The sequence below is a fragment of the Nocardioides sp. LMS-CY genome (assembly GCF_018732145.1).
Classification (GTDB): Bacteria; Actinomycetota; Actinomycetes; order Propionibacteriales; family Nocardioidaceae; genus Nocardioides; species Nocardioides soli.
Map to the genome: position 1 here is coordinate 479,158 of NZ_CP076104.1, position 15,918 is coordinate 495,075.

The 15,918-nt window shown below is 70.0% G+C and carries 14 protein-coding genes; 10 read left to right on the forward strand and 4 right to left on the reverse strand.

Annotated features, from left to right (window positions below; translation table 11 throughout):
* Position 1: 1 nt before the first annotated feature.
* A complete protein-coding gene (locus tag KM427_RS02295; RefSeq protein WP_215526118.1) occupies positions 2 to 895 on the forward strand; it encodes an LLM class flavin-dependent oxidoreductase in 894 nt (297 codons plus the stop codon).
* Here the strand turns inward: KM427_RS02295 and KM427_RS02300 are convergent.
* On the reverse strand, positions 849 to 1,775 hold the full coding sequence (locus KM427_RS02300) for a LysR family transcriptional regulator (protein ID WP_183592424.1): 927 nt from the start codon (positions 1,773 to 1,775) through the stop codon (positions 849 to 851). The genes KM427_RS02295 and KM427_RS02300 overlap by 47 nt on opposite strands.
* 104 nt (positions 1,776 to 1,879) lie before the next feature.
* On the opposite strand from KM427_RS02300, the gene KM427_RS02305 reads away from it, so the two are divergent.
* The gene (locus tag KM427_RS02305; RefSeq protein WP_215526119.1) at positions 1,880 to 2,956 is read left to right on the forward strand and encodes a class I SAM-dependent methyltransferase; all 1,077 of its coding nucleotides are present in this window, start codon (positions 1,880 to 1,882) and stop codon (positions 2,954 to 2,956) included.
* Between the two features lie 7 nt (positions 2,957 to 2,963).
* Here KM427_RS02305 and KM427_RS02310 read toward each other — a convergent pair whose 3' ends face one another.
* Positions 2,964 to 4,289, reverse strand: coding sequence for an MFS transporter (locus KM427_RS02310; protein WP_252274976.1), 1,326 nt, complete (start codon positions 4,287 to 4,289; stop codon positions 2,964 to 2,966).
* 140 nt (positions 4,290 to 4,429) lie between these two features.
* Here KM427_RS02310 and KM427_RS02315 point away from each other — a divergent pair, with 140 nt between their 5' ends.
* Positions 4,430 to 5,050, forward strand: a complete 621-nt coding sequence (locus KM427_RS02315) for a collagen-like protein (RefSeq protein WP_215526121.1) — start codon at positions 4,430 to 4,432, stop codon at positions 5,048 to 5,050.
* A 21-nt stretch (positions 5,051 to 5,071) separates the two neighbouring features.
* Here KM427_RS02315 and KM427_RS02320 read toward each other — a convergent pair whose 3' ends face one another.
* On the reverse strand, positions 5,072 to 5,515 hold the full coding sequence (locus KM427_RS02320) for a nitroreductase family deazaflavin-dependent oxidoreductase (RefSeq protein WP_183592428.1): 444 nt from the start codon (positions 5,513 to 5,515) through the stop codon (positions 5,072 to 5,074).
* 56 nt (positions 5,516 to 5,571) lie between these two features.
* Between KM427_RS02320 and KM427_RS02325 the strand changes: the two genes are divergently transcribed.
* The gene (locus KM427_RS02325; protein WP_183592429.1) at positions 5,572 to 6,489 is read left to right on the forward strand and encodes a 1,4-dihydroxy-2-naphthoyl-CoA synthase; all 918 of its coding nucleotides are present in this window, start codon (positions 5,572 to 5,574) and stop codon (positions 6,487 to 6,489) included.
* Between the two features lie 588 nt (positions 6,490 to 7,077).
* Here KM427_RS02325 and KM427_RS02330 read toward each other — a convergent pair.
* Positions 7,078 to 8,235, reverse strand: a complete 1,158-nt coding sequence (locus KM427_RS02330; RefSeq protein ID WP_215526122.1) for a Fic family protein — start codon at positions 8,233 to 8,235, stop codon at positions 7,078 to 7,080.
* A gap of 468 nt (positions 8,236 to 8,703) precedes the next feature.
* Here KM427_RS02330 and KM427_RS02335 point away from each other — a divergent pair, with 468 nt between their 5' ends.
* From KM427_RS02335 to KM427_RS02360, 6 genes are all read left to right on the forward strand, one after another.
* A complete protein-coding gene (locus KM427_RS02335; RefSeq protein WP_215526123.1) occupies positions 8,704 to 9,738 on the forward strand; it encodes a hypothetical protein in 1,035 nt (344 codons plus the stop codon).
* Entirely contained in the window at positions 9,735 to 11,306 is a 1,572-nt protein-coding gene (locus KM427_RS02340; protein WP_215526124.1) for an AMP-binding protein, read from the forward strand. The genes KM427_RS02335 and KM427_RS02340 overlap by 4 nt, the downstream gene beginning before the upstream one ends.
* 73 nt (positions 11,307 to 11,379) lie before the next feature.
* A complete protein-coding gene (locus KM427_RS02345) occupies positions 11,380 to 12,816 on the forward strand; it encodes an aminobutyraldehyde dehydrogenase (RefSeq protein WP_215526125.1) in 1,437 nt (478 codons plus the stop codon).
* 11 nt (positions 12,817 to 12,827) lie between these two features.
* Entirely contained in the window at positions 12,828 to 14,114 is a 1,287-nt protein-coding gene (locus tag KM427_RS02350) for a (Fe-S)-binding protein (protein ID WP_183592432.1), read from the forward strand.
* Positions 14,111 to 15,625, forward strand: a complete 1,515-nt coding sequence (locus KM427_RS02355; RefSeq protein WP_215526126.1) for an FAD-binding oxidoreductase — start codon at positions 14,111 to 14,113, stop codon at positions 15,623 to 15,625. The genes KM427_RS02350 and KM427_RS02355 overlap by 4 nt, the downstream gene beginning before the upstream one ends.
* Complete coding sequence (locus KM427_RS02360) at positions 15,622 to 15,912, forward strand: hypothetical protein (RefSeq protein ID WP_215526127.1); 291 nt, start codon at positions 15,622 to 15,624, stop codon at positions 15,910 to 15,912. Before KM427_RS02355 ends, KM427_RS02360 begins: the two co-directional genes overlap by 4 nt.
* The last annotated feature ends 6 nt before the right edge of the window (positions 15,913 to 15,918 follow it).

Sequence of the window (15,918 nt, forward strand, 5' to 3'; positions counted from 1 at the left end):
CATGAGGTACGGCGCGCACCTGCCGCTGGTCGACCTGGACGGTCGGGGCTGGCCGGTGTCGAGTCTCCCGTCCTACGCGCGGGTCGCGGACGAGCTCGGGTTCACCACCCTGGCCGCCAACGACCACCTGGTCTTCCAGCGGCCGTGGCTCGACGGGATCGTGGCGCTCGCCTCGGTCGTCGGCGCGAGCGGCGACCTCGACCTCGCGACCACCGTGGCCCTCCCGGCCGTGCGGGGTCCGACCGCGCTGGCGAAGGCGGCCGCGGCGCTCGACGTCCTGTCGGGCGGTCGGCTGGTGCTCGGCCTGGGTGCCGGCTCGTCCCGCGCCGACCATGCGGCGGTCGGCGCGGACTTCGAGCGACGCTGGTCGCGGTTCGAGGAGGCGGTCCGGGCGGTGCGGTCCCACCTCGGGATCGACGACGGGGCGGCCGCGCTGGAGCCGCGGCCGGTGCGACCGGGCGGCCCGCCGATCTGGATCGCCAGCTGGGGATCGCCGGCCGGTCTGCGGCGGGTGGCCCGGCTCGGCGACGGATGGCTGGCCTCGGCGTACAACACGACGCCGACGGAGCTCGCACGCGGCCGTGCGCTGGTCGCGGAGCGGGCGGGCCGGCGGCTGCCCTGCACGGTCGCCACCCTGTGGACCTGGGTGACCGACGATGAACGGGAGCGCGGCGACCGGGTCGCGCGGCTTGCGGACGTGCTCGGTCGTCCGGAGCGCGAGCTGGCGGGTCGGGTGCTGGTCGGGCCACCCGAGCCGTGCGCCGAACTGCTGAGCGCCTACGCCGCCGCGGGCGCCGACCTGGTGCTGGTGTGGCCGCTCGCCGACCACGAGCGGCAGCTGGAGCGGGTCATGCGCGACGTCGCGCCGCACGTCCGGCACGGCGTACTGCCGTAGCGTCGCGGAGCACGTCGACCATCAGCCGCACCGGCGTCGGCGCCGGCTCGTCGGCGCGGTGCGCGACACCGATGCGGCGCACCGGGACGGCGTCGGCGAGGTCGCGGACGACGACGCCGGGCTGGGGGTTGTCGGCGGCGAGTCCGGGGACGACGGCGACTCCGAGGGTCGCCGCCACGAATGCCTGCACCGCCCGGTGGTCGTCGGTGGCGAGCTGGGTCCGCGGCTCGAAGCCGGCGGAGCGGCACGCGTGCAGCACGATCCGGAACCAGGCGCTGCCGGCGCGGCCGCCCACCCAAGCCTCGTCCGCGAGGTCGGCGAGCCGCAGCCGCGCGCGCCGGCGGGCCAGCCGGTGCGACGCCGGCAGCAACACCCGGAAGCGGTCGTCGAAGAGCGGCGTCAGCGCGAGCCGACCGGGCAGCCCGCCGGGGAGGCCGGGATTCTCGTAGACCACGGCCAGGTCCAGCTCACCTTGCTCCAGGCGGGGGAGCAGGCCCTGCATGTGGTCGTCCACCATCGTCAGCGCGACCTCGGGGGCCTCCTCGCGGAACCGGGCGATCGCTGCCGGCACGAACGACGTCAGCGCGGTCGGGAAGCCGCCGAGTCGCAGCCGGCCGGCACGCCGGCCCGCGAGCTCGGCGAGGGCCTGCTCGGCGTCCTCGAGCTGCCGGGTCACGGCCCGTCCGTGGCGCACCAGCACCGCCCCGGCCTCGGTGAGCTCGACCGGCCGGGTGCCGCGGTCGACGACCGGCAGTCCGGTCTCGCGCTCGAGCAGGGCCACGTGCTGGCTGACGGCCGACTGGGTCATCCCGAGGGAGCGGGCCGCAGCGGAGAAGGAGCCGTGCTCCGCGATCGCGCAGAGCACGCGGATGGACCGCACCTGGCCTATCAGCATCACTGAACTCCCTGAAGTGATCAGTCTTGATGCTAATGGAGGCGCTTCCTAGCGTCAGCCCTCCACCGACGAACGGAAGGAGGAGCGCCATGACCACCGACGCGTCCCCCCAGATCAACACCGACAAGCTGATGGCCTTCGTGTTCCGGGCCGTCGACGAGGTCGGCGCCACGCTCGGCTGCGCCCTCGTGCACCTGGGCGACCGGCTCGGCTACTACCGCGACCTCGCCGAGCACGGGCCGACGACGCCCGAGGAGCTCGCCGCCCGGACGGAGACGGGGCTGCCCTACGCCCGCGAGTGGCTCAACGCCCAGGCGGCCGGAGGGTACGTCGAGTACGACGCCGGCTCGGGTCGCTACACGCTGCCACCGGAGCACGCCGTGGCGCTGGCCGACGAGACCAGCCCGGCGTACCTGCCGGGGTTCTTCCAGATCGCCCTCGGCACCGTGCACGACGCCGACCGGATCGTCGAGGCCGCGCGGACGGCCACGGGAGTGGGATGGCACGAGCACACCGGCGACGTCCACGAGGGGTGCGAGCGGTTCTTCCGTCCGGGGTACGCCGCCAACCTGGTGTCCGCCTGGCTGCCGGCGCTCGACGGCGTGGTCCCGAAGCTCGAGAGCGGCGCCCGGGTCGCCGACGTCGGCTGCGGGCACGGCTCGTCAACGGTGCTGATGGCGCAGGCCTACCCGCGCTCGTCGTTCCTGGGCTCCGACTACCACGCGGCGTCGATCGCGACCGCCCGCGACCGGGCGACCGCGGCGGGGGTCGGCGACCGGATCCGGTTCGAGGTCGCCTCAGCCACCGAGCTCGGTGGCGGGGGCTACCAGCTGGTGACCATGTTCGACTGCCTGCACGACATGGGGGACCCGGTCGGCGCGGCGCGGCACGTGCGCTCGGTGATCGACCCGGACGGCACCTGGATGATCGTCGAGCCGACCGCCGGCGACCGGGTGGAGGACAACCTCAACCCGGTCGGCCGCGCCTACTACGGCTTCTCCACCCTGCTCTGCACGCCGGCCTCGCTGTCCCAGCCGGTCGGCGCCGCGCTCGGCACCCAGGCGGGCCCGGCCCGGATCCGCGACGTGGTCGAGCAGGCGGGGTTCACCCGGTTCCGGCTGGCAGCGCAGACGCCGTTCAACGACGTCTACGAGGTCCGCCCCTGAGCGGTGGCTACGGCACCGACCTGATCCGGGTGACGAGGACCGAGCCGAGCACCGCGACCGCGAAGGCGCACAGGTAGAGGACGCAGTAGCCCACGGAGAAGCCGTCGCCGGCGGTCTCGGTGATCCCGCCGAGGGCCTCGACGACGATCAGGATCACCGCCGCGATGCCGGGTGCGAAGACCTGGGGCAGCGCGTTGGCGATGTTGATGACCCCGAGGTCCTTGGCGCGGTCCTCCGCCCCCGGCAGCACCTGGGTGATCAGGGCGAAGTCGACCGAGACGTAGATGCCGTAGCCGAGTCCCATCAGCACCGCCGCGACGACCGCAGCCGGCCAGGTCTGGGCGACCGCGAGCAGCAGCGTCGCGGCGCCGGCGACGACACCGGACCAGATCACGAAGACCTTCCGGCGGCCGCTGCGGTCGCTCCAGATGCCGAAGACGACCGCGGTGCTCATCAGCACCACGGCGTACACGGCGGTGAGCAGGAAGACCCGGTCGGCCGCCTCGTCCTTGTCGAAGCCGAGCACGTCCTGCAGGTAGTAGAGGAGATAGAGCAGGCCGAGCGCGTTGCAGAGGTTGACCAGGAAGCGGGTGATCCAGGCCCACGCGAAGTCGGGGTGGGCGCGCGGCGAGATCCAGAAGCCGCGCAGGAACGCGCCCCAGTCGAACGCGGCCGGCCGCTCGGCGGGCGCCAGCGCGAGGTCGCGGGAGTTGAGGCACCAGGGCACGATGAGCACGATGAGCACGAGCGCCGTCACCGTGTAGCCGGCCGCGATGCTGCCGGTCGCCGACGCGATGCCGGTCCCGGCCACCACGCCGATGGTCTGCGCGATCGCGAGGATGCCGCCGACCCGCCCCCGAGCGCTGACCGGTACCTGGTCGGGCACGGTCGCGGTGACCGCGGCCAGCATCGCGTTGAGGGCGGCCTGGACGCCGCACCAGCCGATCGCCATCACCACGACGCCGTCGGCGACGCCGAGCACCAGCAGCGACAGCGCGCCGCCGGTCGCGCCGCCGATCACCCACGGCAGCCGTCGGCCCATCCGCAGCGTGGTGCGGTCCGAGAACGCCCCGAACACCGGGTTGCACACCACGGAGGTCGCCGCGCCCAGCCCGAGCACCAGCGAGAGGATCTGCTTCTTGCTGTCGGCGTCGATCGCCTCGGCCTGCTGCGCGAGCAGGACCTGGATCGGACCGAAGAAGCCGGCCCACAGCCCGATGCTGGCCAACGTCAGGAACGCCACCCAGCGCGCGGGCGGGCTCTGCAGCGGCTCGGCCAGCGCGGAGCGGCGTACGCCGAGCGCGGACGGGTCGGGCGGACTGGCGGTCGTCACATCGCACATTGTGGAGCGCCCGCCGTCCCCGTTGTCCCGAATCGGCCAACGGGCGGTAGCCTCACGAGGACGCCCGACCAGCCTGCGGGCGTCGACCAGAATCCCGTTCGTGCCGCTCCACGGACCCTCGAAAGGACATCGTGAAGCGCATCGACCGGGCCTTCGGCCCTGCTGCCCTCGTGCTCGCCATCCTCGCCCTCGTCGTGGCGACCGGCATGACCAGCGCCTACGCGGCCGCCAAGATCACCACCAAGCAACTGGCCAAGAACGCCGTCACCTCACCCAAGATCAAGGACGGCACCATCAAGGTGCGTGACCTCGCCCCGGGCACGGTCGCCAGCCTGCGCGGCTCCGCCGGACCCGAGGGCAGGGACGGCGCCGCGGGCCCGGTCGGCCCGTCCGGAGGCACGGGACCAGCCGGTCAGCAGGGCCAGCCCGGCAGGGACGGCCGGGACGCTGTCGCCATCTGGGCATCGGTCGACGCCTTCGGCGACCTGGTGCACCACGCCCCGGAGGTCGTGGCGGCCGACTGGCACACCAACGGCACCTTCTCCGTCGAGTTCGGCCGCGACATCTCGAACTGCGCCCTGGCGGCGACGCTGAACGGATCCGACTTCGCGCAGCCACGCACGATCTGGGCGGACGCGGAGACCGCGACGTCCGCGATGGTGCGCACCTACGGGTACGGCGTGCAGGGCGGTGTCGGCACCTGGGCGCTGAGCAGCTTCCCCTTCACGATCACGGCGTACTGCCCGAGCTGACCGGTCCGGGCGGCGCGGTCGTCAGACCCGCTCGAGCAGGAAGACCGGGATCTCCCGGTCGGTCTTCTCCTGGTACTCGGCGTACGGCGCGTACTGCGCGACCGCGCGCTCCCACCACTCCGCGCGCTCCGCGCCCTCGGCGACGCGCACGCGGTAGGTGTGCTTCTCGGCCTTGTCCTGGAGGTCGACCTCCGGGTGGGCGAGGAAGTTGTGGTACCAGGTCGGGTGCTCGGGCGCGCCGCCCTTCGACGCGACCGCGGCGTACACGCCGTCCTTCTCGACCCGCATGACCGGGTTCTTGCGGAGCTTGCCGGACTGCGCACCCTGGGAGGTGATGACCACGATCGGCCACTCCGGCTTGCCCCTCAGGATGTTCGCGCGCTGGCCGTTCGAGGCCTCGAACTCCTCGACCTGGTCGCGCACCCACTGCTGCGGGCTGGGCTCGTACTCGCCTTCTAGTGCCATACCGGGTCAATGCCCGCTCGGGGCGCCCGCATTCCCCGGCGATAGCCTCTCGATCCATGAGCGCAATCGAGGGCGTGTCGGAGATCTTCGACGCCGCCGACTGGGACGCCGTGCCCGGCTTCGAGGACCTGACCGACCTGACCTACCACCGGGCGAAGGCGCACGGCACGGTCCGCGTGGCCTTCGACCGACCCGACGTGCTCAACGCCTTCCGGCCGCACACCGTCGACGAGCTGCTGCGGGTCCTGGAGCACGCCCGCACGACGAGCGATGTCGGCTGCGTGATCCTGACCGGCAACGGACCCGATGCCACCCACGGCAAGTGGGCCTTCTGCAGTGGCGGCGACCAGCGGATCCGCGGCCGCGCGGGCTACCAGTACGCCGAGGGCGAGACCGCCGACACGGTCGACAAGGCCAAGCTCGGACGGCTGCACATCCTCGAGGTGCAGCGGCTGATCCGCTTCATGCCCAAGGTCGTCATCTGCGTCGTCCCGGGCTGGGCCGCCGGCGGCGGCCACAGCCTGCACGTCGTCTGCGACCTGACGCTCGCGAGCCTCGAGGAGGCCCGCTTCAAGCAGACCGACGCCGACGTCGGCTCGTTCGACGGCGGCTTCGGCTCGGCGTACCTCGCCCGCCAGGTCGGCCAGAAGTACGCCCGCGAGATCTTCTTCCTCGGCCAGGAGTACTCCGCCGAGGACGGCGTCCGGATGGGCACCGTCAACCGCGCCGTCCCCCACGCCGAGCTCGAGAAGGTCGCCCTGGAATGGGGCCGGCTGGTCAACGGCAAGTCGCCCACGGCCCAGCGGATGCTCAAGTACTCCTTCAACCTCATCGACGACGGCCTGGTCGGCCAACAGCTCTTCGCCGGCGAGACCACCCGCTTGGCCTACATGACCGAGGAGGCCCAGGAGGGGCGCGACCAGTTCCTGGAGAAGCGGGACCCGGACTGGTCGCCGTACCCCTGGTACTACTAGATCTGACGCGTTCGCGCGGGTCAGAGTGCTGATTGGCCGCTAGTCACGCGTCCTACTGTGCACATGGCGTCGCGAGTGCGGCACGCCAGAGGCTTCCGAGTGCCCGCTCGGTCGCGGCCACTCCTCATCGAGCCTGACGTCAGGAGGGTGTTAGGAGGACTAGCCATCCTGCCCCCTTGCGGGGGCGCCCGTTCCGGGCTGAAAATCGGTGGGTGGCCGCCCGGTCGACGACGCTCACCCTATGGTCCGTTACGAGGCCGTGGACTAGCCTGCGCGCGGGGACCGGCCATGTGCCCTTCGATGTCGCCACGACCCTTCAGGGTCAGAGCACGAGGATTAGATTCGATCCACCTCATCAGTCCCCCCGGGCGGTCACCTGTCACACCCCTGCTCCAACAGCGCGGAGGTCACCCGTCCACAACTGAAGCCGACACGCAGCACCGAGCCATCGGAACGGCGCAAGGTTGTCGTGTGTCCGGCTCCGGCTGATTTTCGGATTAGGGATCCTCGCGACCCGCCGAGTGGTACGTCCTCCCCGATGCGATGTCTTGGGCGGGGCGCAGCGGGCGACGTTGCTTGTCGAAGACCTCACGGCAGTGCTCGTCTGATTTCGCCGATGAGAGTGGGGTACGGATCGGTCAGTGGCTTCCGCTCGGCTCTGAGTTCGGCCTGGATCTGTCGGAGTGGCTCGCCGGCCACGTAGTGGCGGCCTCGGCGCTCGCCTCGAGCCTCCAGGAGGCCGATGTCGGCGGCGTTGACCAAGTCGCGTGTGGCGGTCCGTTCGTCGAGCTCGGTGAGCTTCACGTAGGAGGGCCGTGTCACGCGCAACCCGATCAACGCGTCGAAGAGCGCTGCGCCGATCCTGTCGTTGAGGCGGTGCGCTGCGACCAGTTCGTCGATCTTGCGCCACTGGATCTCGGCCTCGTCGAATCGACGGCGCATCGTCTGGGCCTGCATGTGATGCGCCCGCAGGTTGAACTTCACCCACAGCGTCGCGTCGTTGTCGGGGTTCCAGGCATCGTGCCCGGTCGCGGCGAGGACGTCGTAATAGTCCTGGGTGTTGTTGCCGAGCCACTCCTCGATGCTGGAGAAGGTCGGCTCGACTACTTGGTCCTGGGCGAGCACCATGGTCTGGAGCGCCCGGGCCATACGTCCGTTCCCGTCGCGGAACGGGTGGATCATCACGAGGTTGAGATGCGCCATTGCCCCGCGCACCAGCGGATCGTCGGCTGTGGGCGTTGACAGCGACTTGGATAGCAACCGCATTAGCTCCGGCACCAAGTCGCCGTCCGGACCCGCGTATACGTTGATGCCGCGCTTGTCGTCGCGGACGAAGATCTCCTTGGTGCGGTAACGACCGGGTGTCTTAGACAGGTCGTGATCGAGCAGCATGAAGTGCATCGAACGCAGCACAGCCGCGTCGATCACGAAGCCGGGCTCGGTCGCCACGTTGAGGACGTAGGTGAGGACTCGGCGGTAGGCGAGAATCTCCAGCCAGGTTGCCTGGTTAGCGCTGAGTGGGGGTTCGTCATCGACAGCCGCGACGGCGTCTTCATCGCTGACGGTGTAGCCCTCGATGGTGTTAGAGCCTTGGATCGCGCGCGCGGTCGAGGTGCGCCGGAGCAGTCCGTTCCAGCGTTTGGGCGCGCGCAGGTAGTCCGCGAGCGACGCGCGCGTGTCGTGGATCTCGCTGATGACGCGCTGATCTTCGAGATCGGGGTCGGGGGAGGTGAAGAGTGAAGTCATGTCCGTATGTCCTTTAATAAGTGACAACACTATCGTGCAAGGCGCGCTATGTCACTTATTAAGAGACATACTGACAGCGCTCGTGGGGCCAGGGGGCACAACCCGTCGCGTTGGGTCGAGGACGTCAACCAGGTGAAGCGACAGGGGTCGGTCCGCGGAGACCGGACCTAGACCCCTCGCACGGCGAGCGCCGACGTAATGCGAGCTGCGACGGAGTAGTCGCTCTGGCGAGCGCGACGGGCTCACAGATGACCGCGGTGCTCCAGGATCCGACGTACAGCCAACCAAGCCCCATGATCCGCCCGCTCCCCGGGCTCATCCGGCAGTCGGGCGCCAGTCCGCGCTGACTCCCGGACGCTTCGCCGCTCGCTCCCCGGTCGACCGAGAAGGAGTGTGATCTGGGCTACCCTTAAATCCGATTACCCTGTATGTTTTCGGTTTGTTCCCGGTCAGTGAAGGAGCAGAACCGTGACCAACCGTGTGGTCCTCGTGGGCCTCGGAGCCACCGGCGTGGCGATGGCGCAATCGCTCGTCCGGCGCAGCGACCTGCAGATCGTCGGAGCCGCCGACAAGAACCCAGTGACCATCGGCACCGACCTCGGCGCGGTCCTCGGCACCGGGCCGCTCGGGGTGTCGGTGGTCGGCGACCCGGCCGAGCTCCCCGAGGCCGAGCTCGCCGTCGTCGCGACGACGTCGGACCTGAACCAGGTCGCGGACACGCTCCTTCCGCTGCTGGAGCGCTCGTACAACGTCCTCAGCATCTGCGAGGAGCTGTCGTATCCGTGGGCGAGCCATCCCGAGCTGGCCCGCCGGCTGGACGACGCGGCCAGGTCGCACGGCGTCACCGTGCTCGGCACGGGCGCCAACCCCGGGGTCCTCATGGACACGCTCCCGCTGCTCCTGACGGTCCTCACCCAGCGTGTCGAGCGGGTCGTCATCCGGCGCCGCACGAACATGTCGCGCTACGGGGCGATCCTGACGAAGTTCGGGCTCGGCCTCACTCCGGAGGAGTTCGCGGCCGCGCAGGCCGAGGGCCAGGTCGTCGGGCACTACGGCTTCGAGCAGGCGATCAGCGCGGTTGCCGGCGGTCTGGGGTGGAGCCTCGACGGCATCGACGTCGACCAGGTCACGCCCGCGCTGGTGAGCCGGGAACGCCGCTGCGGCGACCACGTGACGATCGAGCCCGGTGAGATCGCCGCCGTCACCCATGCGGCACGCGGCCGCATCGGCGACCGGGCGGTCATCGACCTGGAGATCATGTTCGGCTTCTTCGCCGGCGCCGACACGGTCCAGGCCGGTGACGACTACCGGATCGAGGGCGAGGAGCAGGTCCTCGACCTCTCCTCCACGGTGGGCTTCGAGTCGTTCCTCAGCACCATCGCCGCGGCCGTGAACACCGCGGCGGCCGTGATCGACGCCCGACCCGGGCTGCTCTCGATGGGAGATCTCGCCGCCCGCGACCTCGCATCGAAGGGCTCGCGTCTCGCGGGAGGGCGCCGATGATGCGGCACGACGACACCCCGCTGAGCCCGGTCGGCTTCCTCGATCGCGCCGCTGCTGCGTACGCGGACAAGGTGGCCCTCATCGACGGCGAGACCCGTTACACCTACGGGGAGCTGCATCTCCGGGCGACGCGCCTCGCCGGGGCGCTGTTCGAGCTCGACCTCCGTGCTGGTGGTCGCGTCGCCGTCCTGGCACCCAACACTCACGAGATGCTCGAGGCGCACTACGGGGTTCCCTACGCCACCGGGGTCCTGGTGCCGCTGAACTCCCGGCTCAGCCCCGGAGAGATCGCCTACGTCCTGCGGCACTCGGAAGCCGAGATCCTCATCGTCGCCGCGGCGCTCGAGGACCTGGCTCGCGACGCCATCAGGCTGGGCGGGTTGGACATCACCACCCTGGTGACCGGAGCCGAGTACGAGGCCGCGCTGGCCGTCGCCATGCCCTACCGCGCCGCCGTCAGGGACGAACGGGCGACGATCGCCATCAACTACACCAGCGGCACGACGGGGACGCCGAAGGGCGTGGTCTACACCCATCGCGGCGCCTACCTGCAGTCGCTGGCGATGGCGTTCCACTCCGGGATGGGACCCTCGTCGAGCTATCTGTGGACGCTGCCCATGTTCCACTGCAACGGCTGGTGCTTCACCTGGGCGGTCACGGCGGCCGGCGCCACGCACGTCTGCCTGGAGAGGGTCGAAGCGGGCGCCGTGTGGAACGCCATCGCCGACCATTCCATCACCCACCTGTGCGCGGCACCGACCGTTCTCTCCACACTCACCGCCGATCCCGCCGGGCCGACCGTCGACGACAGGTCCGTGTGGGTCGCCACCGGCGGGGCGCCGCCCGCCCCGGCCCTCCTGGCCCGGGCGCGTCGCTGCGGTCTCGAGATCGTGCACCTGTACGGCATGACCGAGACCTACGGCCCCTCCGTCATCAACGAGTGGCGGGACCACTGGCACGACCTTCCCCTCCACGAGCAGGACCGGCTCAAGGCTCGGCAGGGGATCGGCAACATCGTCTCCGACGTGGTGCGGGTGGTCGACAGCGACGGTCTCGACGTCCCGGCCGACGCGACCACCGTCGGCGAGATCGCCATGCGCGGCAACAACGTGACGCCGCGCTACCACCTCGACCCCGAGTCGACGGCCGCCGCCGTGCCCGACGGCTGGTTCCGCAGCGGCGACCTCGCAGTCAGGCATCCCGACGGGTACGTCGAGATCCGCGACCGCGCCAAGGACGTCATCATCTCCGGCGGGGAGAACATCAGCTCGGTCGAGGTCGAGCAGGCCATCCTGGAGCACCCCGCGGTGCAGGAGGCGGCGGTGGTGGCGATGCCTCACGAGCACTGGGGCGAGCGACCGGTCGCCTTCGTCTCCCTCCGCGACGGGTCCACCGTCTCGGCGGCAGAGCTGCGCGACCACCTCGTCGACCGGGTCGCCAGATTCAAGATCCCCGACCGGTTCGAGTTCGCGACGCTGCCCAAGACCTCCACCGGCAAGGTGCAGAAGTTCGAGCTCAAGAAGCAGCTCGCAGCGCCGACCACCGCAGGCAGCGGGTCCGGCCTCTAAGCCCGCCAACCCGAGGCTCGGTCACACACCGGCCGAGACCTCGATCTCGAGAAGACCACAGAGGAGCACAACGATGCTTGATCCCCATGATGTGAGCGCACTGAACCTGATCGGCGGCGAGCTGGTGCCGGCCCGCTCCGGTCGGCTCCTGGACGTCATCGAACCGGCCACCGAGGAGGTCCTCGCCCAGGTGCCGGCCAGCGACGCCGCGGACGTGGACGCAGCGGTCACCGCCGCGACGGAGGCGTTCACGACCTACCGGCGCACCACCCCCGGCGAGCGGGCCGAGATGCTGCTGGCGCTCGCCGGCGCGATCGAGGACAACGCGGACCACCTCGCGATGCTCGAGTCGCGCAACGTCGGCAAGCCCATGCCCGTCGCCCGTGACGAGGTCCCCCTCGTCGTCGACAACCTCCGGTTCTTCGCGGGTGCCGCGCGCTCACTCGAGGGTCGTGCGGGGGGCGAGTACCTCAACGGGTACGAGTCCTACGTCCGACGTGAGCCCATCGGTGTGGTGGCCGGCATCGCGCCCTGGAACTACCCACTCCTGATGGCCGCATGGAAGTTCGGCCCCGCGCTCGCCACCGGCAACTGCAGCGTCCTCAAGCCCTCCCGGCAGACCCCCCTGACGGCGTTGTACGTCGCCAAGCTCGCGAAGGACATCTTCCCCGCGGGCGTCTTCAACGTCCTCTCGGGCTCGGCCGCCGACATGGGCGACTCGCTGGTCAGCGACCGCCGGATCGGACTCGTCTCCGTCACCGGGGACACGGGCACCGGGCGTCACATCGCCAAGGTCGCCGCCGACCATGTCGCCAAGGCCCACCTGGAGCTGGGGGGCAAGGCGCCGGTCATCGTGCTCGACGACGCCGACGTCGACGCCGTCGTCGACGGCATCCTGCTCGGGGGCTTCGTCAACTCCGGACAGGACTGCACCGCCGCCTGTCGTGTCATCGCCACCCCCGGCGTCTACGACCGTCTCGTCGAGAAGCTGGTCCCCGCCGTGGCGGGCCTCAAGGTCGGCAACCCGGCCGAGACCGAGGATCTCGACCTGGGGCCGGTCGTCTCGGCCGCCCACCGGCAGTCGATCCTCGACGTCCTCGCCAAGACGGACGGAACGATCGCGACCGGCGGCCGGGCGATCCCCGGCAGGGGCTACTTCATCGAGCCGACCGTGGTCCTCAACCCCAGCCAGGGCGACGTCATCGTCCAGACCGAGCAGTTCGGCCCGGTCGTCTCGGTGCAGCGGGCCGAGAGTGTCGACCAGGCCTTCGCGTGGGCCAACGACATCGACTTCGGCCTCGCCTCCTCCATCTGGACCCAGAACCTCAACCACGCCGCTCGAGCTGCGCGCGAGCTCGACTTCGGTTGCGTCTGGGTCAACGACCACCTCCCCGTGATGTCCGAGATGCCCCACGGCGGCTTCAAGCAGTCCGGCTACGGCAAGGACATGTCGGTCTACAGCCTGGAGGAATACACCCGGATCAAGCACGTCATGACGAAGTCCGTCTGAAAGGGCCAGCGATGAGCAACACGCACGAACACGACGAGGCCACGCCCCCGACGACGGTCGACCTCGGCACGCCCCAGATCCTGGGCGAGGTCGAGCAGGCCTTCGTCGAGAAGTGGCACGAGAACGCGACCGGCTGCTTCTCCTCCGGACACAAGTTCTGCCGCGAGGTGTGCCCGGTCACCCAGGTCACCCGCAACGAGAACCACACCCCGACCGCCTTCCATGCCAACGTCATCGCGCTGGAGAAGGGGCACCTCACCGTCGAGGACGTCGCCGACGACTACGTGCACTGCACCCAGTGCGGCGGCTGCGAGGTCCGCTGCCCCAACACCCTCATGGTCGGAGACTTCTACCGAGCCCGCACCGAGACCGTGAAGGTCGTGCGCGCCATGCGCGCCATGCTCGTCGACAAGGGCCTGGACCGCGAGGGCTGGAAGGTCTGGAACCGCCTCACCAACGAGCTCAAGAACGAGCCCGTGCTCGGCGTCGAGGGAGACCAGCCCAACGGTCAGGCGCAGGTCCGCGACTGGGCCGAGGGCCTGGACATCCCGATCGGTGGCGACACCATCATGTTCGTCGACTGCGAGGCCGCCTACTACCGCACCTCCATCCCGCGAGCCACCGCCCAGATCCTCCAGCTCGCCGGCTACGAGTTCGGCCTCATGAACGAGCAGTGGTGCTGCGGCGGTCCCGCCGCCGAGATGGGCTACGTCGAGCAGTCGATGCGCTTCGCCCGGCACAACGTGGACGACTGGCGCAAGTCCGGCGTCAAGCGCATCATCGCCATCGAGCCGCACGACTACGTCCACTTCACCGAGGACTACCCGGCGTACTTCGGCGACGACTTCGACTTCGAGGTCGTCCAGATCATCGACCTCGTCGCGGAGCTGATCCGCGACGGTCGCCTGAAGCTGACCAAGCCGATCGACCGGGTGGTCACCTACCACGACCCCTGCCGGCTCAACAAGCGCAAGGGCATCCACGAGGCGCCACGGGAGATCCTGCGGGCGATCCCCGGCCTGACCTTCAAGGACGTCGACCGAGTCACCCAGTGGTCCTACTGCTCCGGCGGTGGCGGCGGCCTGCCGATCGAGAAGCCCGAGATCACCGCGGAGATCAGCCGACGGCGACTGGAGAAGGCGGCGGAGCTGGAGGTCGACACCCTGGTCTCGGCGTGTGTGTGGTCGGAGCGCCCCCTCACCGCCGCGGGCGACGAGGCCGGCATCGACGTCAAGGACATCATCGAGCTCGTCGCGGAGTCGGCCGGCATCGAGATCGGCGGAAGGACGCGCCCGTGACCACCACCGGCATCGGCGACGAGGTTCTCGAGCGGCTCCACGCGATCCTCGGCGAGGACGACGCGGTCCTGACCAGCAGGTCCAGCCGGTTCAACCGGGCCCGCGTCCCCGCGCCCTTCCCCGTCCACCGGTGGGAGGAGTTCATTCCGGACGTCGTCGTCCTGCCGCGGACGGCCGAGCAGGTCTCGCAGATCGTCAAGCTCGCCAACGAGTACAAGATCCCGGTCGTACCCCGCGCGGGAGGCACCGGGCTGGCCGACGGCGCGGTGCCCATGAAGGGCGGCATCGTCGTCGACATCAAGCGGATGGACCAGATCAAGGAGATCGATCTGGTCAACAACACCGTCACGGTCGGCCCCGGCATCAACATGCAGACGCTGAACCGGTCCCTGAAGAAGCACGGTGTCATCTACCCCGACGACCCCGCCTCCTACGCGTGCGCGTTGGTCGGCGGCCGGATCGGAACGAGCGGGCTGTCACTTCTCGGCGCGCGCTACGGACACACCCGCGACCTCGTCATCTCCTTCGAGATCGTGACCCCCACGGGGGAGATCATCGAGGTCGGCGACGGGGGAGGACGCAAGATCCGCAAGTCCTCCACCGGCTACCACCTCAAGCACCTCTTCATGGGCCACCAGGGCACCCTCGGCATCGTCACCGAGGCGACCCTGGAGCTCGTCCCCAGGGCCGAGGCCGAGTTCGCAGCCTTCTTCCTGTTCGAGGACTACGAGACGGCGTACCAGACGTTCTCGGTCATCGCGAAGAGTGGATTGGCCACGCTGGGCGGCGTCATGATGTTCGACCCGGAGAAGGTCGAGTACCTGCGTCGAGACGACGAGGCCTACATCATCCAGCCGGACTGGGTGCAGGCCGTGTGCGCCGCCTCGCTCTTCGGGACCAAGGCCGAGGTCGAGGTCGGCGCGCAGAAGGTCATGGAGCTGGGACGCAGCCTCGGCGGCCGCTACATCGGCGACGAGATCGCCGCCGGCGACTGGGCCGCCCGCCACGACCGCTACGCCAACCCGCTCCACGGGCGCGACAAGGACGGCAAGGTCGTGCCGATGTCCTGGCACTGCGAGGACGCCGCGATCCCCTACAGCGAGGTTCCCGAGGTGCTGCGGAAGTGGCACGAGATCGCCCAGCGATACGTCGAGCGGTACGACATTTTCGACGACTGGGGTGCCTTCCAGTACACCAACGGAGCACACAAGCCCTGGGGCGACGTCCTCGTCGAGATCGACATGGGCCTGTGGGAGGACCGTATGGACGAGGAGTCCTGGCAGGCATTCGTGTCCCTCAAGCGAGAGATCGCCCAGGTGGCGATCGACCACGGCGGGTCGATGTCCTCCTGCCACGGCGCTACCAGGGCCGGAGACGCCGAGCTGGTTCCGACCGAGATGGGCGCCTCCTGGGAGGTCATGAAGACCATCAAGCGGGCCCTGGACCCCCACAACATCATGAACCCCGGCAAGCAGAGCCTCGACGAGGCGTACGAGGAGGTGGCGCCGTGAGTGAGGAGTACCGGTTCGGACGCTGGGTGCCGGCGGAGCAGGCTCCGCCGGAGCCCGAGCGCGTCACCGATCAGGTCATCCAACGCTTCGAGCACGTCTTCGAGGTGGATCCCGATCTCATGGGAGCCCACTTCCAGCAACAGCGGATGGCGACCTGGGACACGAAGCGGATCGTCGCCGCGCGGTGGGACCACCTCGACGCCGTCCACGCCGAGTTCGCAGATGAAGTAGTACTCGCCGGCGAGGGGCCCGACCCCGGACCGACGACCAGTTCGGAAACCGAGTAGGGAGTC

Excerpts from the sequence above, each read along its gene's own strand:
- KM427_RS02295 (WP_215526118.1), top strand. The coding sequence starts at position 2 with ATGAGGTACGGCGCGCACCTGCCGCTGGTCGACCTGGACGGTCGGGGC.
- KM427_RS02305 (WP_215526119.1), top strand. The coding sequence starts at position 1,880 with ATGACCACCGACGCGTCCCCCCAGATCAACACCGACAAGCTGATGGCC.
- KM427_RS02320 (WP_183592428.1), bottom strand. The coding sequence starts at position 5,515 with ATGGCACTAGAAGGCGAGTACGAGCCCAGCCCGCAGCAGTGGGTGCGC.
- KM427_RS02325 (WP_183592429.1), top strand. The coding sequence starts at position 5,572 with ATGAGCGCAATCGAGGGCGTGTCGGAGATCTTCGACGCCGCCGACTGG.
- KM427_RS02330 (WP_215526122.1), bottom strand. The coding sequence starts at position 8,235 with ATGACTTCACTCTTCACCTCCCCCGACCCCGATCTCGAAGATCAGCGC.
- KM427_RS02340 (WP_215526124.1), top strand. The coding sequence starts at position 9,735 with ATGATGCGGCACGACGACACCCCGCTGAGCCCGGTCGGCTTCCTCGAT.
- KM427_RS02345 (WP_215526125.1), top strand. The coding sequence starts at position 11,380 with ATGCTTGATCCCCATGATGTGAGCGCACTGAACCTGATCGGCGGCGAG.
- KM427_RS02350 (WP_183592432.1), top strand. The coding sequence starts at position 12,828 with ATGAGCAACACGCACGAACACGACGAGGCCACGCCCCCGACGACGGTC.